Source organism: Streptomyces sp. NPDC057877 (genome assembly GCF_042796855.1).
GTDB lineage: Bacteria > Actinomycetota > Actinomycetes > Streptomycetales > Streptomycetaceae > Streptomyces.
In genome coordinates this window covers 341,738-364,837 of the sequence record NZ_JBHVMS010000009.1, presented here as the reverse complement: position 1 = coordinate 364,837, position 23,100 = coordinate 341,738, and the positions used below count along the sequence as shown (strand labels likewise).

The following is a 23,100-nucleotide window of genomic DNA, read 5'->3' as shown; positions in this document are numbered from 1 at the left end:
TCGGCTACTCGATCTCGACGATGGCGACGCAGGTCGAACGGCTTCCGCAGAGCCGGGGCGGCCGGGCGGCGCTGCCCAGGGACTCTTCGCTGATGTCCTCCAATTGAGAGTCGACGATCGTGGTAACCGCGACTTCGTAGCGAGTGCCCGGTGTGAGCCGTACGTGCTGCTGCTCCTCATCGGAGGCGACGAGGCGGATCTTCGGTGTGGACGCGGGGTTCTCCTGCACAGCGGCGCTCCTTACAGGAACCAGATGCGATGCCTTGTGCTCACTCTGGAGGTCAGGACTCAGCGACGCCATTCGACATGGCCACTCGGCCCACTGCCAGGAACGGCGCAATGGTCCGGCCGGTCATGTGACTACTACGCGTGCGTGCCGTGGGCAGTGGATGGCGTGGGGCAGCCTCAATGAGCCGAACGTGTGAACCCGTGCCGGGACCTGTTAGCGCGGGGTGCCGCATGGCATCCCGTAGCGGCTTCCCTCTCGAGTCGGAGAGGCGTTCCTGCCCGCCGCAGGTCGCGTGGACCGGCGCCGTTGGCGCGGGCCAAGGACTCCGGTTCCGGGGGCCTACCGCACCTCGGCGACGACGGTGCGTGCTGCTACCTCGTCGCACGCACGGGGGAACCGGGAGCGCGGCCCGACCGGGCCACAAGGGACGGTGCCGAGGCCCGCCGTCAGCTGTCCGCGTCGGCTGCGGTGAGGGCGGCGAGGGCCGCGTCGAGGCGTCGGTTGGCCTCCTCGGCGACCGGGCGCAGGGCCTCCAGGTTGGTGAGGGCGACCATCGTGTTCGGGTCGAGGGCCTGTACGGCGGTGCGGTCTCCGTCGCGGCGGACGACGACGTTGCAGGGCAGCAGCAGGCCTACGGAGCGGTCGGTCTCCAGGGCGCGGTGGGCGAGGGGCGGGTTGCAGGCGCCGAGGATGACGTAGTCCTCCATGTCGTGGTCGAGCTTGGCCTTGAGGGTGGCGGTGACGTCGATCTCGGTGAGGATGCCGAAGCCCTGCTCGGCGAGGGCCTCGCGGACGCGGCTGACCGTGGTGGCGAAGTCGGTGTCGAGGTGCACGGTGCGGTCGTAGCGCATGGCGGTGGTCCTTCCGGTCGGCTCGCACGGCGCGGACCGGGTGTCCGGCCGTGGGCGAGGTACTCCTGAGCTGTTTCCCGGGGCTTCTCCTTCCCTCGAAAATACCCCCGGGAGTACTAGTGATGGCCCGGGTCGCGGGCGCGGCCTATCTCGTCCCTGCCGGGGCCAGCGTCTCCGTCGAGCGCATACCAGTGCACGACGGCGACCGCGCGGAGATCGACTCGAACGCGGGCCCGACCCTGCGCGCCGTGGCGACACTTTCGTCGCCGACCTCGACGACATCGCCGCTTACTACACGCACATGGGCCCTGCCGACGCGGCTTGACCCGAGCCCGTCGATCTGACGCCGCCCGCCGTCGCCGACGCTGAGGAGATTTGCCGCCCGGCTGGCCGCGGGGGAGCGGGTGGTGGACCTGCGCAACCGCGTCGCGTTCGCCGCCGGGCTGTCTCCGGGTCGTTCGACTTCGAGGCCGAAGGGCAGCTCGCGACCTATCTGGCCTGGCTGATTCCGTGGGGCAGGCCGGTCACGCTGCTCGCCGAGTCGACCGCCCAACTCGCCGCCGCGCAGCGCGAACTGGCTCGCGTGGGCATCGACCGCTCCGCTGCCGCGGCCCTTCGGCGCCGCCCTCCCCAACGGCCCGCGCTACGGCGCCGCGACCAAGGCCCACGCCACCGGGGGACACGGGTCCGCGTCAACGGCTCCCGGATCGACTTCACCGGCTGCACCAGCCTCACCGGTGATCAGCGGCGGCACCAACTACGCCCCCGACGCCACCACCGCCTACCGCGACCCGCTCCTCGCCCCACGGCAGCTCGCCCGCACCAGGTCGGCGCCGCCGGGCAGCAGGTCCGGGGCCGGGACGGGGCGGCTACTCGAACCGCGACGTGTCTCCGGCCCCCCGCCGCACGATCTCCGCCTCGCCCCCCGAGAAGTCGATGACCGTCGTCGGCTCCGTGCCGCAGTCGCCCGAGTCGACGACGCCGTCCAGTACGTGGTCGAGGCGGTCCTTGATCTCCCAGCCCTGCGTCATCGGTTCGTCCTCGTCGGGCAGCAGGAGTGTGCTGGACAGCAGGGGTTCGCCGAGGGCGTGCAGGAGGGACTGGGTGACGACGTGGTCCGGGATGCGCACGCCGACGGTCTTCTTCTTCGGGTGCTGGAGCATCCGCGGCACCTCCTTCGTCGCCGGGAGGATGAAGGTGTAGCTGCCCGGCGTGGACGCCTTGATCGCGCGGAACACGTCGTTGTCCACCCGGACGAACTGGCCCAGCTGGGCGAAGTCCTGGCACACCAGCGTGAAGTGGTGCCGGTCGTCCAGCTGACGGATCGTGCGGATCCGCTCCACGCCGTCACGGCTGCCGATCCGGCAGCCCAGCGCGTAGCAGGAGTCCGTCGGGTAGGCGATCAGCGCGTCCGCGCGGATGCTGTCGGCGACCTGGGTGATGGTGCGCGGCTGGGGGTTGTCTGGGTGCACGTCGTAGTACTTCGCCATCCGCCGAGCTTATGCCCGGCGCCCGCCCCGGAGTACGCCGACCTGCCCGCCGGGGTCCGGGCCGATACCCGCGACCGATGCCCATGGCCGAGAGCCACGCCGATACCCGGCCCGATGCCGACGGCCGATAACCGTGGCCGATGCCCACGCCGACACCCGGCCCGATGCCGACAGCCGATACCTATGAACGTATACCTGTTTGACATAGGTATGAGGCAATACTTATTCTGCTACCCATGCCCGAATCCAGCGCGCCCCGACGGGACGTCGACCGCACAGCCTCCGAGCTGGCGGCCGTCCTGCCCGCGCTGCACCGGGCCCTGGACCGGCGTGTCGCCCGGGACTACCCGCACCCCAAGCCGCCCGAGGGGCAGCTCGCGCTGCTGAGGTTCGTCCAGGAGCGGGAGGGCGCCACCGTGCGCCAGGCCGCCGAGGCCCTGCTGATGAAGCCGAACAACGTCAGCGCGCTGGTCTCCCAGCTCACCGAGCGCCACCTGCTGGAGCGCCGTCAGGACAGCGCGGACAAGCGCGTCGCGCACCTGTATCTGACACCGACCTCCCGGCGTCGGCTGGCCGAGGTCCGGGAGCTGGAGACCGCCCACCTCACCGAGGCGCTGCTGTCCCTCACCGAGGGTGAGATGGACGCCCTCGGGTCCGTGCTCGGGGCGCTCACGTCGCTCGTGCGCGGGCTGCGTTCCGCCGCCCACTGAGCCCTTTCCTCTCGCTCCAAGCTCTCCAAGCTCTCCAAGCTCTCCATCCTCTCCATCCAGAACTTTTCAGAGAAGAAGGCACCTTCATGTCGTCCACGTCCGTGGATCACTCCAGCGCGCCCGCACGCCCCGACGTGAGGCCGCCCGCCTCCGGCCGTCTCAAGTCCAACCCCTGGCTGACCCTGTGCGCGGTCGCGTTCGGACTGTTCATGGTCCAGCTCGACGGGTCCGTGGTGGCGATCGCCAACCCCGCCATCGGTGTCGCCCTGAACGCCTCGACGGCGGAACTCCAGTGGGTCACCAACTCCTACCTGCTGGCCCTCGCCGCCACCCTCATCCTCGGCGGCAAGCTCGGTGACCGCTTCGGCCGCCGCACCTACTACCTGGTCGGCGTCGCCGGGTTCACCGTCGCCTCGGTCGCCATCGGACTGGCCGGATCCATCGAGGGCGTCATCGTCTTCCGCGCCCTCCAGGGCGTCTTCGGCGGCCTGTTGATGCCCAACACCCTCGGACTGCTGCGGGCGGTGTTCCCGCCGCGGAAGTTCGCCATGGCGGTCGGCATCTGGGCGATGGTCTCCGCCGTGTCCACCGCCCTCGGCCCCATCGTCGGCGGCCTGCTGGTCGAACACGTCGACTGGGAGTCCGTCTTCTACATCAACCTGCCCATCGGTGTCGTCGCCTGCGCCTTCAGCGCCCTGGTGCTGCCGCAGTCCAGGAACTCCACCGGGCACCACCGCTTCGACATCCCCGGCGTCGTCCTGCTCGCGGTCGGCCTGCTCGCCACGGTCTTCGGCGTCGTCAAGGGCGAGACCTGGGGCTGGACGTCCGGCGGCACCTGGGGCGCCATCCTGCTCGGCGTGCTGGTCCTGGTCGTCTTCGGCTGGTACGAGACCCGGGTCGAGCACCCGCTGCTGCCGATGCGGCTGTTCCGCAGCTCCGCCCTCACCGTCGGCGCCCTCGTCACCGCGCTGAACTTCTTCGTGATGCTCGGCGGGATCTTCTTCATCATGCTGTACCTCCAGAACGTCCGCGGTTTCACCCCCGTCGAGGCGGGGGTGCGCACCCTGCCGCTCAGCCTGGCCTCGCTGGTCGCCTCGCCGCTCGGCGCGGCCCTCACCCAGCGCTACGGCGCCCGGACGTGCATGCCGCTGGGCATGGTCCTCCAGGCCGCCGCCTGCTTCGGCATGCTGACCTGGTCCACCGACTCCTCCTACGCCACCATGTGGCCGCCGTTCGTCGCGCTCGGCCTCGGCGTCGGCATGGTGCTGTCCGCCTCCTCGGACGCCATCGTGGGCAGCGCCCCGGTCAAGGACGGCGGCGTCGCGGGCGGCCTCCAGGCCACCACCCTGCAGATCGGCGGCGCCCTCGGCACCTCCGTGCTGGTCTCCGTGATCAGCGCCAAGGTGGGCGCCACCCTGAGCGGGGAACTGACCACCGCGGGCGTCCCCGCAGCCCTGGCGGACAAGCTGGCCGAGGCGAAGGACGCGGTGGCGATGGGTATCGCCCCCGTCGACGGCTCCCTGCCCGCCCAGGTACGGGCGGCCGTCGTCGACGGCAGCGGGCAGGCCTTCATGAACGGCATGCACGCCGCCCTCGTGGTCACCGGCGTCCTCTGCCTCGTCGGCGCCGCGCTCGCCGCCGTCGGCATCCGCAGGAGCCAGCGGCCAGGGGACGCGTGACCGGGGGCGTTGTCGGTGCCGTGAGGTAACGTCCCGCGTGGATGTACCGAGGTCAGCACCGGGAGCGAGGAGAAGGCGACATGGCCGGCCAAGAGCACGGGGCCGCCCTGGAGAGCGCCCGCCGGGGGGCCCGGCCGACCTGGGCGGAGGAACTCCTCGACCATCTGCGGCCCACCTGCCGTGACGTGCGCCGGGTCGTCAACTGGCTCGCGGACGCGGCCCGGGCCGAGGTCTCCCTCACCAACGACACCGGCACCCTCCTCGCCGGTACGGCGCTGCCGCTGGACGAGGATCTGGTCGCCGACCTCGTCAGCGGCCGGATCGCCGCCGCCGCGTGGGCGGAGGAGGGGCGGCATCTCCGCCTGGTCAGGGTGGAGTTGCCGCCCCCGGCCGCCTCGGGGGTCCTGGCCGTCGCCCGCTCCACCCCCTTCGACCGCGCCACCGCCGAGATGGTCACCCGCACCGCGGGCGTCATCGACATACTGCTGCGGGCGCACGAGACCACCGCCGCCGGACTCCGCCTCGAACGCGCGGCGGCCGACCTGCGGCTGGCCATCCTGCAACTGCTGATGGTCGAGGACACCGTCTCCGCCCGCCGCGTCGCCGCCGGACTCTGGCCGGGCCTCCTGGACACCGAGACCGCCTGTGTCTACGTCGCCGAGACCAGCCCCGGTGACCGGGACCGGCTCGCCGAGGAGTGTCTCGACGCCACCGGTGAACGCGCCCTGGTGGTGCGCTGCCCCGCCATGGACCAGCACGTGATCATCCTGGCCCCCGGCGGCACGGAGTCCGGCGAACTGCGCACCCTGATCCACCGCCGCCCGCACACCTTCCTCGGCGGCAGCGCCCGGCACCGCCTCGCCCAGACGGCCACCGCCTACGGACAGGCCGTCAGCGCCCTCGCCGTCGCCCGCTTCCGCCCCGACAAGGCCGCGGTGTACGCCGAACGCAGCCACCCCGAGCGCCTGATGGACCCGGCCGCGCTGCGCGCCTGGTCGGCGTGTGTGCTGCGCCCGCTGGACAGCCTGCCGCACCACACCCGCGCCGAACTGCTCGCCACCACCCGCCTCGGCCTGGAGTTCACGGCCGTGAGCACGGCCAAGGTGCTGGGCGTCAGCCGCAACACCGTCCGGGCCCGCATGGAGCGCGTCGAGGCCCTGCTGGGCACCGACTTCTCCGACCTCGCCGTCCGCGCCGCCGTGCACCTCGTGCTGAACACCGAGGCCGGACTGGACGCCGTACCGGACGACTGCCGCCCCGACAGCGGCGCCGGGCTCGGGGACCTGCTGGCCGGGCCCGCCGTGCGCACCTGGGCGGCGGAGCTGCTGGGCCGCCTCGACCAGGACACCCGCGATCTGCGCCGCACCCTGCGCAGCTGGATCGCCGCCGGGGGCAACGCCGAGCGCGCCGCGCAACTGCTCGGTGTGCACGCCCAGACCGTCCGCGAACACGTGCGCAGCGCCGAGCCGGTCCTCGAACGCCAATTGCTGACCCCCGGCTCGGACCTCTACGAGACCGTGCTGGCCCATCTGGCGCTCGGCGATCTCCCCGGCCCCGCCCTTCCCGGGCCCGACGGGCGGGAACCGGGCACCGAACCTGGCAATACGGACTCATCTGTGCACGGCTGAGCCTTCCATGGGCTCAAGCGGGCACCGGAACGATTCACAACCGGTGCGCTCGGCACGTAGGTTCGATGAGCCCGCGGGGGCACGACCGGAACGGGGGACCGGTCGCGCCCCCGGTCCGGGGCGTCGCGGAACCGCCGCCGGGAGCCGGGGGGAACGACCGTCCGAGGGGGGCTGGTCCGATCGGGGGGTGTGCTCACCCGACCCGGTGAGCGCCGGAGCGGGCGCGTACCACCGGCGCGCACGGGCCCGTTGCCCCCGGCATGGACCGGACCTCCCGCACCCCGCGCCCCCGCCCCGACGGCGTCGAAAAGCCGTACGGCTACGCGGAGTTGACCCACGGATCCTGTACGCGCCCCCGCCCCGACGGCGACGAAAGGCCGGACGGCTACGCGGAGTTGACCCACAAATCCTGTACGCGCCCCCGCCCCGACGGCGACGAAAAGCCGTACGGCTACGCCGAGTTGACCCACGGAACCTGTACGCGCACCCCGATCTACGCCCGGCTCGTCGCCGAGTGGCGGGCCGGGGGACGGACCGTGCCCGCCCGCCCGGACGTGCGGTGGGCCTCCTTCGCCGACCTCACGGCAGACCGGGACCCGTGACCCGCTCCGCCCCGCGCACCGGCTCGAGCACGGCGAGCGTGCCGTTGGCCTGGCGCAGGGCGAGTTCCAGGGTGACGGGGGCGTGCAGCGCGCCCGAGCCGTCCGGTGGGATCACCCACTCCAGGAAGCGGGCGGACCGGTACGGCGGCGGCACCGCGACCCACGCACCGCTGCCCGCGTGGCGCAGCCCCTCGCCGATCCAGCGGCTGTCCGGCTCCGGCGGCAGGAAGAACCCCACCCGGTGGGCGGCCGTGTCCACCAGCGTCGGCCCGGGCACCGGCAGCGAGGGCCGCCACAGCAGATCCAGGGTGAGCAGGCCCAGCCGGTCGGGCACGCTCACCAGATCCCAGTAGCGGCCCGCCTCCAGCAGGGCGACACCCTCGCCCTGGTCCCAACCCCGCTTGCACGCCCGTGGGTCCGGCGCTGCCGCGGCGAGCCACTCCACGCCGCGCGTCCACATTGCGTTGCTCATGATCGACTCCGGCCTGCTGTCCGTTACGGTCCCTCGGCTCCCCGCTCGGGCATATGCATGCTTGTAGATATTTCTACGCTCGGGAAGGGGTGGCGGAGCCTGGCGTTTTGCTGAAGCGTTCCGTCAGCGTGGGCGTGTTCGATGCCGCTGTGTGCGTGCGAGGAGGGCGGGTACCCGGGCGGCGCCGAGGCCCGCCGTCCGTCCGGGCGGCGCGAACCGGACCCGGCGGGGACCTCGCTCCCGAACGCGAAACCGAACGCCAAGGAGGCCTGCATGACCAGCCAGACGGAGACCGGCGGTGTCACCGGTACCCGCGACAAGGACTACAACCTGATCTGGTACGTGGAGTCCTGCCTGGACAACGCGTTGCGGCTGGAGACGTACATCCAGGACGCCGAACGCGACAAGGACTCCGAGGTCGCGGAGCTGTTCCGCAAGGCCCAGGCCGACAGCCGCAAGGGCGCGGAGCTGGGCAAGGGACTCCTCCGGGCACGTCTCGACGGCGGCTGAACCCGCCCCCCTCGCACGTCGGCATCGGCCCTGGCCCGGGCAGGTCACCCGGCCAGGGCCGCGCGCGCGGTGGCGAGGGTCTGCAGGGCGTAGCCGCGGCCGAACAGCACCGCGTGCACCAGCAGCGGGAACAACTGGTGCAGGGCGGTACGGCGGCGCCAGCCGTCCGCGAGCGGCCGGGCCTCCTGGTAGCCCGCCAGGACCAGATCCAGGTGCGGACAGCCGAACAGGCTCAGCATCGCGAGGTCGGTCTCCCGGTGCCCGCCGTGCGCGGCCGGGTCGATCAGCCGGACCCGCCCGTCGGCGGCCCACAGCACGTTGCCGTTCCACAGGTCGCCGTGCAGCCGCGCGGGCGGCTCGGGCGGCCCGGCCAGTTCCGGCAGCCGCGCGCACACCTCCTCCACGACGCCCGCCTCACCGGGACGCATCGTGCCCGAGTCCACCGCCCGGCGCAGATACGGCAGCACCCGGTGCTCGGCGTACCAGGGCGGCCAGTCCGCCTCGGGCACATTGCGCATCGGCGCGGCCCCGATGTACGCGTCCTCGTGCCCGCCGGGCGGCCCGGCACCGAAGGCGGGCGCCCCCGCCGCGTGCAGCGCGGCCAGATCCCGCCCGAACGCGACCGCCGCGTCCCGGTCCGGCGTCCCCGTCACCACCCGCTCGGTCACCAGCCAGTCCTCGTCCCGCCCCCGCACCGCCGGAACCCGCACCGCCCCCGCCGCGGCCAGCCACGCCAGCCCCGTGGCCTCGGCGCGCACGGCCCCGGGCGACTCCCCCCGCTTGACCACCACGACCCGCCCGTCCTCGAGCCCGGCCTCCGTCACCGCCCCCGAGAACGCCCGCTCCCACACCACCCGCCACCCGGTGAGCCGCGCGACCGCGGCCCTCGGTCCCTGCCCGTCGGCGGCGACCCGACGCCCCGTCATGTGTCCGACGCTTCCGCGTCCCAGATGCGCACGTTCCCAGCGTAGGGCGACCCCGGGTTCGCCTCACGTCCCCTCACGGCAGTGACTGCTCCGCCCAGATCACCTTCCCACCCGGCAGATACCGCGTCCCCCACCGCTCGGCGAGCTGGGCCACCAGGAACAGCCCCCGGCCGCCCTCGTCCGTCATCGCGGCATAGCGCAGGTGGGGGGCGGTGCTGCTGCCGTCGAAGACCTCGCAGATGAGGGTGCGGTCGCGCAGGACGCGGACGCGGATGGGGGGACCGCCGTAGCGGATCGCGTTGGTGACCAGCTCGCTGAGGATCAGCTCCGTGGTGAACGTGGCCTCGTCCAGGCCCCACGCGGTGAGCTGCCGGGTGACCGAGGCGCGTACCTCGGCGACGGCGGCCGGGTCGGACGGGACCTCCCAGTGCGCCACCTGGCCGGGGCCCAGCGCGCGGGTGCGGGCCACGATCAGCGCGATGTCGTCGCTGGGCCGGGCGGGCAGCCGGGCGTCCACCACCGCCCGGCAGGTGTCCTCCGGCGACGGCCCGGCCTGCTCCAACGCGGTGCGTAGCAGTTCGAGGCCCTCGTCGATGTCGCGGGTACGGTCCTCCACCAGCCCGTCCGTGTACATCACCAGCCTGCTGCCCTCGGCCAGTTCCACCTCCGCCGTCTCGAACGGCAGCCCGCCGAGACCGAGCGGCGGACCCGCGGGCACCTGGAGGAACTCCACCGAACCGTCCGGCCGCACCAGGGCGGGCGGCGGATGACCGGCCCGCGCCAGCGTGCACTGCCGCGACGCCGGGTCGTACACCGCGTACAGACACGTCGCCCCCGTCACCGGCGCGCTCCCGCCCTCCGCCGCCTCGTGCTGGTCGATCCGGGCGACCATGTCGTCCAGCAGCGAGAGCAGTTCGTCGGGCGCCAGATCCAGCGCGGAGAAGTTGTGCACCGCGGTCCGCAGCCGCCCCATCGTGGCCGCCGCGTGCAGCCCGTGCCCGACGACGTCGCCCACCACCAGCGCGACCCGCGTCCCGGACAGCGGCAGTACGTCGAACCAGTCGCCGCCGACGCCCGACTGCGCGGGCAGATAGCGGTAGGCGATCTCCACGGCGTTCTGCTCGGGCAGGCTGCGCGGCAGCAGACTGCGCTGCAGCGTCACCGCCATGGTGTGCTCGCGCGTGTACCGGCGCGCGTTGTCGATGGAGACCGCCGCCCGCGCGACCAGCTCCTCCGCCAGCTCCAGGTCCTCGGCGTCGAAGGGCTCCGGCTTCTCCGCGCGCCAGAAGTTCACCAGGCCGAGGATCAGCGAGCCCGCCCGCAGCGGCGCGGTGATCAGCGAGTGCACGCCGTGCTCCATCACCTGGGCGGTCCGCTCCGGGTTCTGCGCCTGCCAGCCCGTCGCCGTCCGCAGGTCGGGCTCGACGACGGCCTGCCCCGACAGCAGACTGCGGGCCTGCGGGGAGGCCGGGATGAAGGCGATCCGCTCACCCACCGGATACAGCGGCAGGTCCCTGCGCACCCCGCTGTAGGCCGCGCGGCGCAGCTCCGTCCCCGGGTCCGGGACGTCCCCGCCCAGCACCGCGTCGAAGAGGTCGACGGTCACGTAGTCCGCGAACCGCGGCACCACCAGCTGCGCCAGCTCCTCCGCGGTACGGGTGACGTCCAGGCTGGTCCCGATGCCCACCCCGGCGGCGTACAGCATGTCGAGGCGTTCCCGGGCCACCTCGGCCCTGCCGGACAGCGCCCGCAGCTCCGTGGAGTCGCGGAGCGTGGCGACGCTGCCCGGCGGGCCGCCGCGCAGATCCGTGGGCCGCTGGTTGATGGCGAGCAGCCGGTCGCCGACCAGATGCACCTCGTCGGTGGCGACCCGTCCCGAGTCCAGGAGCGCGGCCGTGTCGGGATCCAGCCCGAGATCGCGCACATGCCGCCCCTCGGCGTCGTCGGGCAGATCGAGCAGCCGCTGCGCCTCGTCGTTGGCGAGCAGCAGGGAACCCCCGCCGCCCACGATGATCACGCCCTCCCGGACCGCGTGCAGCACCGCGTCGTGGTGCTCGTACATCCGGGTCATCTCGTGTGGGCCGAGCCCGTGCGTCTGCCGCAGCAGCCGCTTGCTGACCAGCGCCGTCCCGCCGAGCGCCAACGCCAGCGCGGCGCCCGCCGCGCCCAGCACCAGCGGCAGCTGCCGGTTGGCGGCACCCCCGACGTGCGCGGTGGTGATCCCGGACGACACCAGCCCGACCACCGTGCCGTCCGGCGTCTCGACCGGCACCACCGCCTGCACCAGGGGCCCGATCGTCCCCTCGATCTCCTCGGTGAAGGAACGTCCCTCCAGAGCGGGCTCGATGGTGCCCACGAACCGCTTCCCGATCCGGTCCGGCTTGGGATGGGTGTAGCGGATCCCGTCGGTGTTCAGTACGACGATGAAGTCCACCTTCGCCGCCTCGCGCGCCGCCTCCGCCCGGGGCTGGAGCACCGCCGTGGGATCCGGGCTGTCGAGGGCCGCCAGCATGCCCGGCGAGTTGGCGAACGTCTCCGCGACGGCCAGCGAACGGTTGCGGGCCTCCTGTGTGCTGTCGATACGCCCCTGGAGGACCAGCGCCACCACCGCGGCGGCCACCAGCAACAGCACGATCACCACATGCAGCACGAACACCTGACCGGCGACACTGCGCCCGCTCAGCACCGGCCGCAGTCCCGCGTCGGGCCCCCGTGCCGCGCCACCCCGGCGGGCGCGGCGAGCACGCTCCTCTCCGGGGCGGGGCGACCGAGTTCCGGAGCGACCCAAAAGCCGGACCATGTGCCATTCCTACCCTTCCGAGCCGTGTGAGGCGAGAGCGTGACCCGCGACGACGGGCCGCGCGCGTCCCGCGCCCGGTCACCGGGTCTGACCGGTGCGCCGGGCCGCGAGCAGCAGCGCGATGTCGTCGGGCCGGTCGGGGGCGTGCCGGGCGACCGTGGTGAGCCGGTCGGCGACCTCGGCCAGGGACCGGCCGCCCGGCCGCACGACCGGCGTCCCCGCCCTGGCCAGCGCGGCCCGCAGCGCGGTGATGCCCTCGTCGATGTCGGCGCCGGGCCGCTCCACCAGCCCGTCCGTGTACAGCGCCAGCAGGGAGCCGGGCGCCATCCGCAGCTCCGCCACCGGGTACTGGGCGTGCGGATCCACCCCGAGCACCACCCCGCCGGGAATGTCCACCACCCGCGTGCGCCCGTCCGGGCGACGCAGCAGCGGCGGCGGGTGCCCCGCCCGAGCGAGCAGCGCCAGCCCCGACACGGGATCCAGCCGCACATAGCAGCAGCTCGCGAACTGACCCGGATCGAGGTCGACGAGCAGCCGGTTGGTGCCGTCCAGGACCTCGTCGGGGGAGCGGTCGTCGAGCGCGAACGCCCGTACGGCGCTGCGCAGCTGCCCCATGGTCGCCGCCGCCTGCACCCCGTGCCCCTGGACGTCACCGATCACCAGCGCCAGCCCGTCGCCCGCCTCGACGACGTCGTACCAGTCGCCGCCGACGTCCATGCCCTGGGTGCCCGGCAGATACCGGCCCGCGGTCTCCACCAGCGGATGCGTGGGCAGCCGCCGGGGGAGCAGCGCGCGCTGCAGCCCACGGGCCAGCGCCGCCTCCGTCTCGTAGCGCTGTGCCTTCTCCATGGCGTGCGCGATCAGCCCCGCCAGCGCGGTCAGCACGGTGCGCTCCTCGGTGCTGAAGCTGCGCGGCCGGTCGAAGCCGAGGATGCAGGAGCCGACCGGACGGCCCGAGGCGATCAGCGGCAGGAAGGCGCGAGCGCCCTCCCGGGCGTCCAGCGGGATGCCGGGGTAGGCGGTGGCCAGTTGCCGCATCGAGTCGAAGAACAGCGGCTGGCCGCTGGTGAGGGTCTCCACGCCCGGCAGCCGGGCGTCGAGGCCCACGCCCTCGAAGGGGCTGAGGAACCCCTGCGGGAAGCCGGTCTCCCAGGCCAGGTACAGATGCCGGTCGTGCAGCAGATAGATCGCGAGCCGGTTGCCGCCGAACGCGGGCAGCAGCTCCTGCATCACCACCGCGGACACCTGACGTGCGGTGACCGCCTCCGTCAGCGCGATGGCCAGCACGATCGGCCGGTACGCCGGGTTCATCGAGGTGATGCCGGGCGGCGGACCGTCCGTCCCGGCCTCCGTCGCCCGGGCGGACTCCGGCACGGGCGGCGCCTCCTCGGCCTCGCTCGACGGGACGATGTCGCAGATCAGCAGGTCGGGACCGGGACGCACGGACACGGCGAGCCGGTCTCCCTGAGGGCGTCTGACGCGGAACCGCACGGGGTCCGGCGACAGCAGCGCGGCCCGCAGATGGTCCTCGCAGGCGGGCTGCGCGAGCCACGGCACGCCCTCCCACAGCGGTCTGCCGACCAGCTCGGCGCGGGACTGCCCGAGGAGCTGTGCGGCGCGCGGATTGGCGTACACGACCTGGCCCAGCCGGTCCAGGCAGAGCACCCCGTTCGGCAGCCGGTCGGCCGCCGCCTCCGCCACGGACCCGGCCTCCAGCACGACACCGGTGACGGGGCGCGGGAGCCCTTCGCCCTCCTCCGCCCACAGCGCCACCAGCAGCGGCGCCCCGTCCGGCGCCCGTACCTGGAGCGGTGGGTCCGGCGGGCCGCCGTGGGACGCCTCCCGGAGCGCCGCCACCACGCGGCGGGCGTCACGCGGGGCCACCGCCTCGGCCAGGGCCCCGGCCGTCTCCGGGGGTCCGGCGCCGGTCGTGCCGAGCAGGGCGCGCAGGCCGTCGTCGGCGGTGACGGTGTCCGTGGCCGGGTGCCAGCGGAAGCGTCCGGCGTGGCGGGCGGAGGCGGGCGGCCGTACGCACAGCGGCTCGTCGTCCCAGGTGAGCGGCGTGCCATCGGGGTACAGACGGTGCAGGTCCGCCGCGAGGGCCTCGGCGGTCCGGGTGAGCCGCTCACGCTCCGGCAGCAGCTCGGTGGCATCGGCGGCCGACGGACGCAGCACGGTGAGCACCCCGAAGGTCCGCTCCGCGTCGGCGACCGGCACGAACATCGCCCCGATCGGCAGCGGCAGCCCCGCCGCGAACTGCGGATAGCGCCGCATCGCCTGCGTGGTGTTCGGCAGCACCACCCGCACCCCGAGCCGGTAGACGTCCGCCACCGGGAACCGGCGGTCCATGTGCAGCCGCCACCACGGCCGAAAGAGCGGCCCCGGCAGCCCTGCCAGAACGGCGAGCCGCAGCTCACCGGCTGTCGACGACGGCAGATACACCCCGGACACCCGCGCCCCGGTCGCACCGAGCGCCGCCACCGCGGCCCGGGTCAGCAGCTCCGCCAACCGCCTCGGCGTCCCGTTGCCGTCCTCGGCGCTCCCAGTCATCGGCCTACCTCATACGTGCGCCGTCGCACCGGCGACACAGCAAGAATGCGCCTTCACGCCCCCTGCCCGCACCCGCTGAGGAACACCTGCCCCGCCCGGACCCTCACCCGGCGGCGGCCCGCAGCGACCGTCGGGCCAGCTCGTAGGCCGGGAGCATGTCCGCGTGCTCGGCGTCGTCGAGGCCGCCGAGGTGGAGGACGACGGGGCCGTCCGGGGTGGTGACGGCGAGGGCGCGTTCGGTCTTGGGCTCGTCGAGGAACTCGCTGGTGTAGCGGTACTCCACCTCGGTGCCGGACATACCGTCCGCCGTGAAGGCGGAGTACTCCTCCTCGCTCGTGCCGCCCTCGGCCTTCAGGAACGCCTCCAGCACCGAGCGCGCCTCGTCCGCGCCCGGGGCGCCGGTCCACACCCGCAGGAAGCCGATGCTCCCGGCCGGTTTGGCGTCCACCTCGCAGACGAGGGCGACGGGGCCCTGCTCCAGCGGCGCCCGCACGGCCTCCGCGGTCCACTTCGCGGCCAGCTCGAAGGTGACGGGCAGCTCGCAGGCCGACCCGGGACCGCCGAGGGTCCCGCCAGAGGCGACGGTGCTTGCGGACGACTCCGGCTCCGACGGGCTCGCGGAGGCCCTCCCCTCCCGGGAGCCGTCCCCGTCCTCCCCGGCGCACCCCGTCAACACACCCGCCAGCAAAGCCGCGTGGGCCGTCGCACGCCACGCCTTCCCCGCCCCGAACCGCACCGCGGTCTCCCTTCCAAGATCCGGACGCGCCACTGTAGCCGAGGGCGACCGTGTGACCTGCACAACCGCGACCGTGTGACCTGCACAACCGCGGGAACCCGGCGGCCATGGACCAGCAGGCAGCAACCCTCCACTCGTACTGGCTCGACACCCTGCCGCCCGGCGACCCGTCGCCGCCCCCGGACGGCGATCTCACCGTGGACGTCGCCGTGGTCGGCGCCGGGATCGCCGGGCTGAGCACCGCCTGGGAGCTGCTGCGGCGCGGGCGGGGCGTGGCCGTGCTGGAGGCGGACCGGATCGCGGCCGGGGTCACCGGCCACACCACCGCCAAGCTCAGCGCCCAGCACACCCTGATCTACGACCACCTGCGCCGCACCCGGGGCGCGGACGGCGCACGGCTGTACGCCCGCTCCCAGACGGAGGCGATCCGGCACGCCGCCGAGACCGCCGAGGAACTGGGCGTCGACTGCGACTGGGAGGACGCCGCCGCGTACACCTACGCCCGGCGCCCCGCCCGCATCCCCGCACTGCGCGCCGAGGCCGAGGCGGCCCGGGAGGCGGGACTGCCCGCCGAGTACGTCACGGAGACCGAACTGCCGTTCCCGGTCGCGGGCGCGGTCCGGGTCGCCGGGCAGGCGCAGTTCCACCCGCGCAAGTACCTGCTGGGCCTCGTGGACGGCATCCGGCGGCTGGGCGGGCAGGTGTACGAGGGGACACGGGTCGTCGGCCTGAAGGAGGGCGAGCCCTGCCAGCTGACCACCGAGGCGGGCGTCCGGATCACCGCGGACGCCGTGGTCGTCGCCACCCACTACCCCGTCTTCGACAGAGCGCTCCTGTTCACCCGGCTCTCCCCGCGCCGCGAACTGGTGGTGGCCGCGCCCCTCGACGCCTCCCGGGCGCCCGAGGGCATGTACATCACGCCCGAGGAGAACACCCGCTCCGTGCGCACCGCGCCGTACCGGGACGGCCAGCGGCTGCTCATCGTGACCGGCGAGCACTTCACACCGGGCGCGGGCGGCGACACCGAGGAACGGTTCGACCGCCTCGCCACATGGGCGCGGCAGCACTTCGGCGAGCTGGCGTTCAGCCACCGCTGGGCCACCCAGGACAACGACTCCACCGACTCCGTACCGCTCGTCGGCCCGCTGCACCCCGGCAGCCGCCATGTCCAGGTGGCCACCGGCTTCGGCGGCTGGGGCCTGAGCGGCGGCATCATGGCGGGCCGTTTGATCTGCGACCACCTCACCGGCCGGGAGGCCGCCTGGAGCGGGCTGTACGACCCGCGCCGGGTCGGCTCCGTCGTCCGCGAGGCACCGGCCTTCCTCAAGCACCAGGCCAAGGTGGCCCGGCACTTCGTCGGTGACCGGCTGCCCGCCACCACCCGGCCCTCGCCCGATGACATCGCGCCGGGCGAAGGGGCCGTGCTGCACGTCGGCGGACACCGCGTCGCGGTGCACCGGGACACGGACGGCACTCTGCGCGCCGTCTCTGCCCGCTGCACGCACCTGGGTTGCGTGGTGGCGTTCAACCGGGCCGAGCAGGCGTGGGAATGCCCCTGCCACGGCTCCCGGTTCGCCCCCGACGGCGGTGTCCTGCAGGGGCCCGCCGTAAGGCCCCTGGAGCAACGGGACATCTGACGCCGCGCGAGACGGGGTTTGCGCTGGCCGTTTCCGGTGACCCGGTCGACTCAGGAGAGCACGAGGCGCCAGCCCTCAGGACGCGAACGCGAGGGCCGCGGGCGCGCAGAAGGAAGATGAGAGACCGTGACCACGCACGCCAGCGACAACCACATCGTCCGTCCGCCCGAGACGGGCTGGACGGCGGCCCGCCGACTGCGCAGCAAGGGCGGCGGCCCGCGGACCTGGCTGCCCGCCGTCGAGGAGCGGGACACCGCCGCCCGGCCGCCCGAGGGACCGGACGGGAACATCGTCAGGGGCGAGGACTGACCCGCCCGGCGCGGTGTGCGTGACGGAGCCTCAGTCGAGTACGGCCTCCCAGGTGTCGACGGCGTAGTGGACCGTCATCCCGTTGCGCCCGTACAACTGCGGCGCCCCGGTGGAGTTGGCGGTGTCCACCCCGAGCCCGACGGTGTCCCGGCCGCGGGCGGCGAACGCCGCGAAGGCGTGCCGCAGCAGCAGTCCGCCCAGTCCCCGGCCACGGGCGTCGGTCAGGACGCCGAGGCTGCGGATCCAGCCCATGGCCTCGCGGTCACCGCGCGCGAGCAGGAAGCCGACGTCCCCCAGGTCCTCGGTGGCCGCGATCCACGCCAGTGACCAGTCGACGTGCTCGGCGCCGATGTCGTGCAGCCACTGGTCGTACGTACGCGGCTGGAAGTCGAAGTGCTCGGCGAAGGTGGCCTGGTACAGCCCGTGCAGGCGCACCCGGTCGGCCTCGTCGGCGCAGGCCCGTATCCGCACCCCGGCGGGCGGTGTCGGCGCGAGGTCGGCCGCCGGGGCCACGGGCCGTCGCAGCACGTGGTAGCGGCGTACGGTGGCCCAGCCGCGCTTCTCGAGCAGGGCCGTGTCGAGGGTGGGCCGCACGTTGAGGTGGAGGTGGACCACCGCCCGCCCGGCGCCGTTCTCCCGGGCCTTCTCGACGGCCCGGGCCTCCATCAGGTCCAGGATCAGCTCGCCCGCGCGCTGGTGGTCGGGGAGCACGTAGTGGTCGACGTCGACGCGTTCGTGGCCGGAGTCGTCCCACAGCAGCCCGTAGGCCACCAACAGGTCTCCCTCGAAGGCGAGCCAGGAGTCGCGCTCCAGGTCGGCCTCGGGATGCTTGAGGTCCGTCTCGACGGTGTGCAGGTCCGTCTCGGGGCGGCCGATCTCGATGCGGTCGACCTCGTTGAGCAGTGCGGTGATGGCGGGCGCGTCGTCCAGGGAGGCGGGCCGCAGGCGGTAGGACATGGAGGTCAGGGTCCGGGGCGCCCGGCGTGTCCCGCAACGGGTTTTCCGCCGGGCGCCCGCTTCACTGACCTGGCGGGCCGTCAGACGCCGCAGGTCGGCGCGGACCAGTACTGGCTGGAGCGGTGGTCGAGGTGGGTGTGGTCGTTGTGGTCGGGGTAGCCCGGGCCGAGGATGCCCCGGAAGCCGTGGGAGCGGGCCTGCTTGGCCAGCGTGCACAGGGAGTGCGGACCGGCGCCGAGGTCGGCCGCGTCGCCGTACAGATGGCGGCTGCTGCTGGAGCCGCCGACCGCCGAGTTGCAGGAGTAGGAGCGGAAGCCGCTGGTCACGGTGATGGGCTGGTCACCGAGGGCGTGCCGCAGGGCCTCCAGCTTCCACATGGTGCGCAGCGCGTTGGACTTGGCGGTCGCCGCGCTCACCGCACCGCCGTCCCAGGTGCTGTTGCAGCGGTTCAGCTCGCTGTAGGAGAAGTGGATCGGCGTGCAGTCGTCGTCCTGGAGGGCGTACAGCTTGTTGTAGGTGTTGGGGCCCGCGACGCCGTCGGCGGCCAGGCCGTACGCGGACTGGAAGCGCTTGAGCGCGGCGGCGGTCGCCGGTCCGAAGGAGCCGTCCACGGCCAGGACGGAGCCGTAGCCCGGGTAGCCGCCGAGGCGGATCTGCAACTGGGTGACGTCGGCGCCGGAGGCGCCCTGGGAGAGGGTGCGGGTCCAGGTGTAGCAGCCGTCGGCGTGTGCGGTGCCCGCGGTCGCGACGGTTCCCACCACTACACCGGACGTGATCATGACAAATGCGGCGATCAGTCGGGCGATGCGTCTGAGCATGTGGTCTCCAGGCTCAAGGGGATGGAATGTGGGGGGTGTTGTCGAACACAAGTGCCATGTGACGCGCGTCAACCGTGATGTGACGCGCGTCAACCATGGAGGAATCAGTGGCTCCACGCAAGACCGCCGATGTGGGCGAGGCCACGCCGCGGGGGCGGTCCCGGTCATATCAACGGCCGTGCGCCGCGGGTTACCTTCGATGTCCGGTTCCGTTTCCCCCGCCGGACCTCCCCTTCCGTTCCCTCGCCCGCAATCGGACGGCCCGCCCCGTGCTCGCAGACCTCTCCCCGCTCATCGCCGCGACCACCTACTGGCTCACCCGCGCCTACCCGGCCTCCGGCGGCGCCCTGGCCGCCGCCCTGTGCGAGGCACAGGCCCGGCAGGCGGTGACGGTCGCCGCCTGGCTGCGCTACCCGACGCCCACCGACGCGGCACTGGTCGCCCTCACGGGCCCCGGCGGCTCGGCCCGGCTCGACTGGGTCACCGGCGCGGACGGGGCCGGGTACGACACCGCCGACGACCACGCCTGGCGCACCTGGGTCGACGAGGCCGTGGCCAGCTGGGCGGCCTGCCTGCTCACCGACGCCGAGCTGGCCGCGCGGGCGGTGGCGGCGCTCGCCGAGGGCGCGCCGGTGGACTTCCGGCGTCTGACGGCACCCGACGACCAGGACCGCGGGGCGGCGGCGCTGCTGCGCCACCCCGATCTCCTCGCCCCGGTCGCCGACCTGCACCAGGCCCAGCTCCTGGACCGCCTCAGACCGGGACAGGCGCTCATCGCCTGAGCCACCCGGGGCACACCGGCCGCGGCAGGCGCCCGAGCATGAACGCGGCTGCGCTGGTTACCCGTGAGCGTCGTCCGGGCGTCGGCGGGAAGGCAGGTCGGGTTCATGATGCCGATGACGACGTTCACCATCCGTCCCGGTCCACGGCCTTACTGGCAGCGGGCCCTGGTCACCGGCGGCGCGGGCTTCCTGGGCTCGCACCTGTGCGCCCGGCTCCTGGATTCAGGAGTTGAAGTCGACTGTCTCGACGACCTCACCACCGGGCGCCCCGGCAAGGTGGAGCACCTCGCCGGACGCCCCGGCTTCCGCTTCCTCCACCTCGACATCGCCGACCCCGGCTGCGTGGACGCGGCCCGCGGCCCGTACGACCTCGTCCTGCACCTCGCCGGGCCCGGCGCCCCCGCGGACTGCCGACGCCGCCCGCTGAAGGCCCTCGACACGGCGGGCCTCGGCACCCGCACCGCGCTCACCGTGGCCGACCGCGACGGGGCGCGCTTCCTGCTCGCCTCCTCGGCGGAGGCCTGCGCGGGGGACGGCAGGCCGCTGCCCCCCTGGTGTGACGGCCACGACGACGCGCAGGACCCGGTCGGCCCGCTGCACGCCTACGCCGAGGCCGCGCGGTTCGCGGAAGCGCTCGTCACCGCGCACGCGGGCGCCCACGCCAGCAACGCCGGGATCGTGCGGCTGTACCCCGCCTACGGCCCCCGGATGCGGACCGACGACGGCCGTACGGTGTCCGCCTTCCTCCAGCACGCCCTGTCCGGCGCGCCGCTCACCGTCCCCGGGGACGGCAGCCGCCCGCTGTCCCTGTGCTACGCCGACGACACCGCCGAGGGCGTCCTGCTGGTCGCCGGGGGCCGCTCGGTGCGCCCGGTCGACATCGGCGGCGACCCGGGGCCCACCGTCGCCGAGGTCGCCCGCGCGGTGCTCGAGCTGACCGGCTCGCACGCGCCGCTGGAGTTCACCGACGCGGGGCGCGCCGAGGGGCGCCTGGACGGCCGGTCCGACGGGCGGGGGCCCGACACCGGCTTCGCCCGTGAGCTGTTCGGCTGGGTGCCGAGGGTGTCCTGGCAGGAGGGCCTGGCCCGCACCGTCGCCGCCGTCTCCGGGCACCCCGAGCCCGCGCCGGTGACGACCGCCGGGCGCGGCGCGGGGACGTGGCTGCCGTGAAGGCCCTCGTCGTCCGCCCCGACGGCTTCGACGGCGTCCTGCTGTCCGGCCCCGCCGTCCGCGCGGTGGCGACCCGGGCCGACCGCGTGACACTGGTGTGCGCGCCCCCGGGCGCACCCGCCGCGGGTCTGCTGCCGCACGTCGACGAGGTGCTGGTGTGGGACGGCCCCGAGGACCCGGACACCGGCCGACTGGTCCGGCGCCTGCGGGCGGAGTCGTACGACGTCGGGCTGGCCCTGGGCGGGCGCGGCCCGGTGCCCGCCGACCGGCTGCTGCGCACGGCGCAGGTGCGCCGCGTCGGCGCCGAGCCGCCGCACCGGCACGGGGCGGTGGCGGCGCTGGACACGGCCGCCGCCCTGGGCTTCAGGCTCCGTACCGGCGACGACGGCCGTCTGCGGGTGGTCCCGGCCCCCGACACCGCGTCCCTCACGGGCAACGGCCCGTATGTCGTCGTCCACCCGGCGGGGGAGGCCGACCGCTGTGCGCGGACGGTGGAGCTGCTCGCCGACGCCGGTCACCGGGTCGTCGTCACCGGGGGCCCCGACGGGGCCGAGCTGGCCCGTCGCGTCAGCGGCGACACGGCCGTGAACCTGGGCGGCCGGACGACTCCCCGCCAGCTGACCGGTGTCCTGCGCGCCGCCGACGCGCTGGTCACCGCCGACCCGGGCGCGGCCCACCTCGCCGCGGCGGTGTCGACCCCGGTCGTGGCACTGACCGGCACCTGGACGCCGTACAAGGTGTCCGCCGTCCTCCTTGGCGACGGGGACGCCGCCACCCGGTTCACGCCGGAGGACGTGGTCCGCGCCGTGCGGAAGCTGCTGGCGGCCTGAGCGCACCGCCGTGGGCTCAGGCCGCCGTGCTCAGGGCCGCGGGCGCCGGGGCGTGCCCCTCGGGGCGCAGGACGACCGCCGGGAGGGTGCGGCGGCTGTGCACCAGGCGGCCGGTGGCGATGGTGCAGGCGATGACCAGGCCACCGGCGATCAGCGCGCCGCGCGCTCCGGCCAGCTCCATCAGCAGGCCGAGGGCGGGCGGGCCGCCCAGGCTCCAGACGGTGCCGACGCTGCCCCAGACGCCGAGCACCCGGCCCCGCAGGTGGGACGGCGGGTCGGTCTGGAGGACGGCCGTACCGGCGGTGTCGGAGACGGACTCCACCACGGCCATCGGCAGGACGAGGACCAGCAGCACCGCCAGCGACGGGGACAGCCCGGCGGCCACCTGGAGCAGGCCGCCCGTCGCGGCCAGCGTGCCCACGAGCCGTACGGAGGGCCTGCGCAGCCGCGCGCCGAGGACCGCGCCGATGATGCCGCCCACCGCGAGGACGGTGGAGACCGTGCCGAACGCCCCGGCGCCGCCCGCGAGCGGACCGGTGACCAGGACGGCCAGGGTGAGCGCGTAGTTCCGGCCGAAGACCGCGCTGACGCCGGTGACGGCGGCCAGCGCGAGCAGCCGCGGGCGCCGCACGAAGAACGACAGCCCCTGCCGCACGGTCAGCTCGCGACGCGCGCGTTCCGTCTCCACCGGCACCACCCGCACCGCCCCGGGGGCGGGCCGCAGGAACGGGATCACCGCGGTGACGAAGAGGAAGGACAGACCGTTGGCGGCGTACGCGGCGGCCGTCCCGAGGAGGCCGACCGTCACGCCCGCCAGCGCGGCGCCGACGAGCCGCCCCGCGTTGTGCACCAGCGCGCCCACGCCGATCGCGGACGGGACGTCCTCCGGCGGCACCAGGTCGTTGCCGAGCAGGGCGCAGGCCGGTCCGTCGACGGTGGCGACGACGCCGGTCACGGCGGCCAGCACCATCAGCGAGGTCATGGTCAGCTGGTCCAGCGCCACCAGGGTCGCCGTCACGAACGCGATCGCGCCGAGGGCGGCCTGGCTGACTGCCGCGGTCAGCTTGCGGGGGAAGCGGTCGACCGCGGCGCCGCCCAGCAGACTGATCAGCAGGGCGGGCGCGGCCTGCACGGACATGGACAGGCCGGTCGCGGCGGCGGACCCGGTGATCTGGAGGACCAGCAGGTTCTGCACCGTGAGCTGCATCCACGTACCGGCGTTCGACACGAAGTTCGCGACGGACCACCAGCGCATGCCGCGGTACCGCAGGGACCGCCAGGGGGAGCGGGACTCTTGGGTGGGGGAGGGCAGGGCAGGGGCAGGTGAGGAAGTCACAGGGCGTACTCGGAGAGGGTTCCGGGGGCTCGGACGGCGAAGTCCGTCGGGCACGAGAACTGCCGGCTGCGCTGCGCG

21 protein-coding genes and 1 pseudogene are annotated in these 23,100 nt (G+C 74.1%); 11 read left to right on the top strand and 11 right to left on the bottom strand.

What is annotated here, in order from left to right:
• Window positions 1–4: 4 nt before the first annotated feature.
• On the bottom strand, window positions 5–229 hold the full coding sequence (locus tag ACFVQG_RS28385; RefSeq protein ID WP_383388711.1) for a hypothetical protein: 225 nt from the start codon (window positions 227–229) through the stop codon (window positions 5–7).
• A 446-nt stretch (window positions 230–675) separates the two neighbouring features.
• Entirely contained in the window at window positions 676–1,080 is a 405-nt protein-coding gene (locus ACFVQG_RS28380; protein ID WP_383388709.1) for a DUF302 domain-containing protein, read from the bottom strand.
• A gap of 253 nt (window positions 1,081–1,333) precedes the next feature.
• Between ACFVQG_RS28380 and ACFVQG_RS28375 the strand changes: the two are divergent.
• Window positions 1,334–1,693 (top strand): annotated as a pseudogene (locus tag ACFVQG_RS28375) (MBL fold metallo-hydrolase); the annotation flags it as partial.
• 256 nt (window positions 1,694–1,949) lie between these two features.
• Here the strand turns inward: ACFVQG_RS28375 and ACFVQG_RS28370 are convergent.
• Complete coding sequence (locus ACFVQG_RS28370) at window positions 1,950–2,570, bottom strand: L-threonylcarbamoyladenylate synthase (RefSeq protein ID WP_383388708.1); 621 nt, start codon at window positions 2,568–2,570, stop codon at window positions 1,950–1,952.
• A 236-nt stretch (window positions 2,571–2,806) separates the two neighbouring features.
• Here ACFVQG_RS28370 and ACFVQG_RS28365 point away from each other — a divergent pair, with 236 nt between their 5' ends.
• From ACFVQG_RS28365 to ACFVQG_RS28350, 4 genes are all read left to right on the top strand, one after another.
• Window positions 2,807–3,280, top strand: coding sequence for a MarR family winged helix-turn-helix transcriptional regulator (locus tag ACFVQG_RS28365; RefSeq protein WP_383388706.1), 474 nt, complete (start codon window positions 2,807–2,809; stop codon window positions 3,278–3,280).
• A gap of 86 nt (window positions 3,281–3,366) precedes the next feature.
• On the top strand, window positions 3,367–4,959 hold the full coding sequence (locus ACFVQG_RS28360; protein WP_383388704.1) for an MFS transporter: 1,593 nt from the start codon (window positions 3,367–3,369) through the stop codon (window positions 4,957–4,959).
• 80 nt (window positions 4,960–5,039) lie between these two features.
• The gene (locus ACFVQG_RS28355) at window positions 5,040–6,587 is read left to right on the top strand and encodes a helix-turn-helix domain-containing protein (protein WP_383388702.1); all 1,548 of its coding nucleotides are present in this window, start codon (window positions 5,040–5,042) and stop codon (window positions 6,585–6,587) included.
• 260 nt (window positions 6,588–6,847) lie between these two features.
• Window positions 6,848–7,189 (top strand): hypothetical protein, encoded by a 342-nt coding sequence (locus ACFVQG_RS28350; RefSeq protein ID WP_383388700.1) that lies wholly within the window; start codon window positions 6,848–6,850, stop codon window positions 7,187–7,189.
• Here the strand turns inward: ACFVQG_RS28350 and ACFVQG_RS28345 are convergent.
• Window positions 7,167–7,661, bottom strand: coding sequence for a hypothetical protein (locus ACFVQG_RS28345; RefSeq protein ID WP_383388698.1), 495 nt, complete (start codon window positions 7,659–7,661; stop codon window positions 7,167–7,169). The two genes, ACFVQG_RS28350 and ACFVQG_RS28345, sit on opposite strands and share 23 nt — an antisense overlap.
• 273 nt (window positions 7,662–7,934) lie before the next feature.
• Here ACFVQG_RS28345 and ACFVQG_RS28340 point away from each other — a divergent pair, with 273 nt between their 5' ends.
• A complete protein-coding gene (locus tag ACFVQG_RS28340) occupies window positions 7,935–8,171 on the top strand; it encodes a hypothetical protein (protein ID WP_383388696.1) in 237 nt (78 codons plus the stop codon).
• A gap of 44 nt (window positions 8,172–8,215) precedes the next feature.
• On the opposite strand, the gene ACFVQG_RS28335 is transcribed toward ACFVQG_RS28340, so the two are convergent.
• From ACFVQG_RS28335 to ACFVQG_RS28320, 4 genes are all read right to left on the bottom strand, one after another.
• Window positions 8,216–9,097: a fructosamine kinase family protein gene (locus ACFVQG_RS28335; protein ID WP_383388695.1), complete on the bottom strand. Its 882-nt coding sequence runs from the start codon at window positions 9,095–9,097 to the stop codon at window positions 8,216–8,218.
• 73 nt (window positions 9,098–9,170) lie between these two features.
• Window positions 9,171–11,897, bottom strand: a complete 2,727-nt coding sequence (locus ACFVQG_RS28330; protein WP_383388693.1) for a SpoIIE family protein phosphatase — start codon at window positions 11,895–11,897, stop codon at window positions 9,171–9,173.
• 78 nt (window positions 11,898–11,975) lie between these two features.
• Window positions 11,976–14,447, bottom strand: a complete 2,472-nt coding sequence (locus tag ACFVQG_RS28325) for a SpoIIE family protein phosphatase (RefSeq protein WP_383388691.1) — start codon at window positions 14,445–14,447, stop codon at window positions 11,976–11,978.
• 103 nt (window positions 14,448–14,550) lie between these two features.
• On the bottom strand, window positions 14,551–15,123 hold the full coding sequence (locus ACFVQG_RS28320) for a lipoprotein (protein WP_383388689.1): 573 nt from the start codon (window positions 15,121–15,123) through the stop codon (window positions 14,551–14,553).
• 167 nt (window positions 15,124–15,290) lie between these two features.
• Between ACFVQG_RS28320 and ACFVQG_RS28315 the strand changes: the two genes are divergently transcribed.
• Together ACFVQG_RS28315 and ACFVQG_RS28310 are read left to right on the top strand one after the other, a co-directional pair.
• On the top strand, window positions 15,291–16,820 hold the full coding sequence (locus ACFVQG_RS28315) for an FAD-dependent oxidoreductase (protein WP_383388687.1): 1,530 nt from the start codon (window positions 15,291–15,293) through the stop codon (window positions 16,818–16,820).
• A gap of 126 nt (window positions 16,821–16,946) precedes the next feature.
• Window positions 16,947–17,129: a hypothetical protein gene (locus ACFVQG_RS28310; protein WP_383388685.1), complete on the top strand. Its 183-nt coding sequence runs from the start codon at window positions 16,947–16,949 to the stop codon at window positions 17,127–17,129.
• A gap of 30 nt (window positions 17,130–17,159) precedes the next feature.
• On the opposite strand, the gene ACFVQG_RS28305 is transcribed toward ACFVQG_RS28310, so the two are convergent.
• Together ACFVQG_RS28305 and ACFVQG_RS28300 are read right to left on the bottom strand one after the other, a co-directional pair.
• Entirely contained in the window at window positions 17,160–18,086 is a 927-nt protein-coding gene (locus ACFVQG_RS28305; protein WP_383388684.1) for a GNAT family N-acetyltransferase, read from the bottom strand.
• An 80-nt stretch (window positions 18,087–18,166) separates the two neighbouring features.
• Window positions 18,167–18,904: a D-Ala-D-Ala carboxypeptidase family metallohydrolase gene (locus ACFVQG_RS28300; protein WP_383388682.1), complete on the bottom strand. Its 738-nt coding sequence runs from the start codon at window positions 18,902–18,904 to the stop codon at window positions 18,167–18,169.
• A gap of 269 nt (window positions 18,905–19,173) precedes the next feature.
• Here ACFVQG_RS28300 and ACFVQG_RS28295 point away from each other — a divergent pair, with 269 nt between their 5' ends.
• The 3 genes from ACFVQG_RS28295 (at window position 19,174) to ACFVQG_RS28285 (ending at window position 21,686) form a co-directional block, all read left to right on the top strand.
• Window positions 19,174–19,686 carry a hypothetical protein gene (locus ACFVQG_RS28295; protein WP_383388680.1) on the top strand — a complete coding sequence of 171 codons (513 nt, stop codon included), beginning with the start codon at window positions 19,174–19,176 and terminating at the stop codon, window positions 19,684–19,686.
• A gap of 105 nt (window positions 19,687–19,791) precedes the next feature.
• Window positions 19,792–20,856: an NAD-dependent epimerase/dehydratase family protein gene (locus ACFVQG_RS28290; RefSeq protein WP_383388853.1), complete on the top strand. Its 1,065-nt coding sequence runs from the start codon at window positions 19,792–19,794 to the stop codon at window positions 20,854–20,856.
• Window positions 20,844–21,686 (top strand): glycosyltransferase family 9 protein, encoded by an 843-nt coding sequence (locus tag ACFVQG_RS28285; protein WP_383388678.1) that lies wholly within the window; start codon window positions 20,844–20,846, stop codon window positions 21,684–21,686. Before ACFVQG_RS28290 ends, ACFVQG_RS28285 begins: the two co-directional genes overlap by 13 nt.
• Window positions 21,687–21,702: 16 nt before the next feature.
• Here the strand turns inward: ACFVQG_RS28285 and ACFVQG_RS28280 are convergent, their stop codons facing one another.
• On the bottom strand, window positions 21,703–22,941 hold the full coding sequence (locus ACFVQG_RS28280) for an MFS transporter (RefSeq protein ID WP_383388677.1): 1,239 nt from the start codon (window positions 22,939–22,941) through the stop codon (window positions 21,703–21,705).
• Between the last annotated feature and the right edge of the window lie 159 nt (window positions 22,942–23,100).

Bases quoted from the DNA above. Each gene is read 5' to 3' on its own strand.
- ACFVQG_RS28380 (WP_383388709.1), bottom strand. From the start codon at position 1,080: ATGCGCTACGACCGCACCGTGCACCTCGACACCGACTTCGCCACCACG.
- ACFVQG_RS28330 (WP_383388693.1), bottom strand. From the start codon at position 11,897: ATGGTCCGGCTTTTGGGTCGCTCCGGAACTCGGTCGCCCCGCCCCGGA.
- ACFVQG_RS28280 (WP_383388677.1), bottom strand. From the start codon at position 22,941: ATGCGCTGGTGGTCCGTCGCGAACTTCGTGTCGAACGCCGGTACGTGG.
- ACFVQG_RS28335 (WP_383388695.1), bottom strand. From the start codon at position 9,097: ATGACGGGGCGTCGGGTCGCCGCCGACGGGCAGGGACCGAGGGCCGCG.
- ACFVQG_RS28290 (WP_383388853.1), top strand. From the start codon at position 19,792: ATGATGCCGATGACGACGTTCACCATCCGTCCCGGTCCACGGCCTTAC.
- ACFVQG_RS28300 (WP_383388682.1), bottom strand. From the start codon at position 18,904: ATGCTCAGACGCATCGCCCGACTGATCGCCGCATTTGTCATGATCACG.
- ACFVQG_RS28350 (WP_383388700.1), top strand. From the start codon at position 6,848: ATGGACCGGACCTCCCGCACCCCGCGCCCCCGCCCCGACGGCGTCGAA.
- ACFVQG_RS28340 (WP_383388696.1), top strand. From the start codon at position 7,935: ATGACCAGCCAGACGGAGACCGGCGGTGTCACCGGTACCCGCGACAAG.
- ACFVQG_RS28370 (WP_383388708.1), bottom strand. From the start codon at position 2,570: ATGGCGAAGTACTACGACGTGCACCCAGACAACCCCCAGCCGCGCACC.
- ACFVQG_RS28355 (WP_383388702.1), top strand. From the start codon at position 5,040: ATGGCCGGCCAAGAGCACGGGGCCGCCCTGGAGAGCGCCCGCCGGGGG.
- ACFVQG_RS28305 (WP_383388684.1), bottom strand. From the start codon at position 18,086: ATGTCCTACCGCCTGCGGCCCGCCTCCCTGGACGACGCGCCCGCCATC.
- ACFVQG_RS28315 (WP_383388687.1), top strand. From the start codon at position 15,291: ATGGACCAGCAGGCAGCAACCCTCCACTCGTACTGGCTCGACACCCTG.
- ACFVQG_RS28345 (WP_383388698.1), bottom strand. From the start codon at position 7,661: ATGAGCAACGCAATGTGGACGCGCGGCGTGGAGTGGCTCGCCGCGGCA.
- ACFVQG_RS28325 (WP_383388691.1), bottom strand. From the start codon at position 14,447: ATGACTGGGAGCGCCGAGGACGGCAACGGGACGCCGAGGCGGTTGGCG.
- ACFVQG_RS28365 (WP_383388706.1), top strand. From the start codon at position 2,807: ATGCCCGAATCCAGCGCGCCCCGACGGGACGTCGACCGCACAGCCTCC.
- ACFVQG_RS28360 (WP_383388704.1), top strand. From the start codon at position 3,367: ATGTCGTCCACGTCCGTGGATCACTCCAGCGCGCCCGCACGCCCCGAC.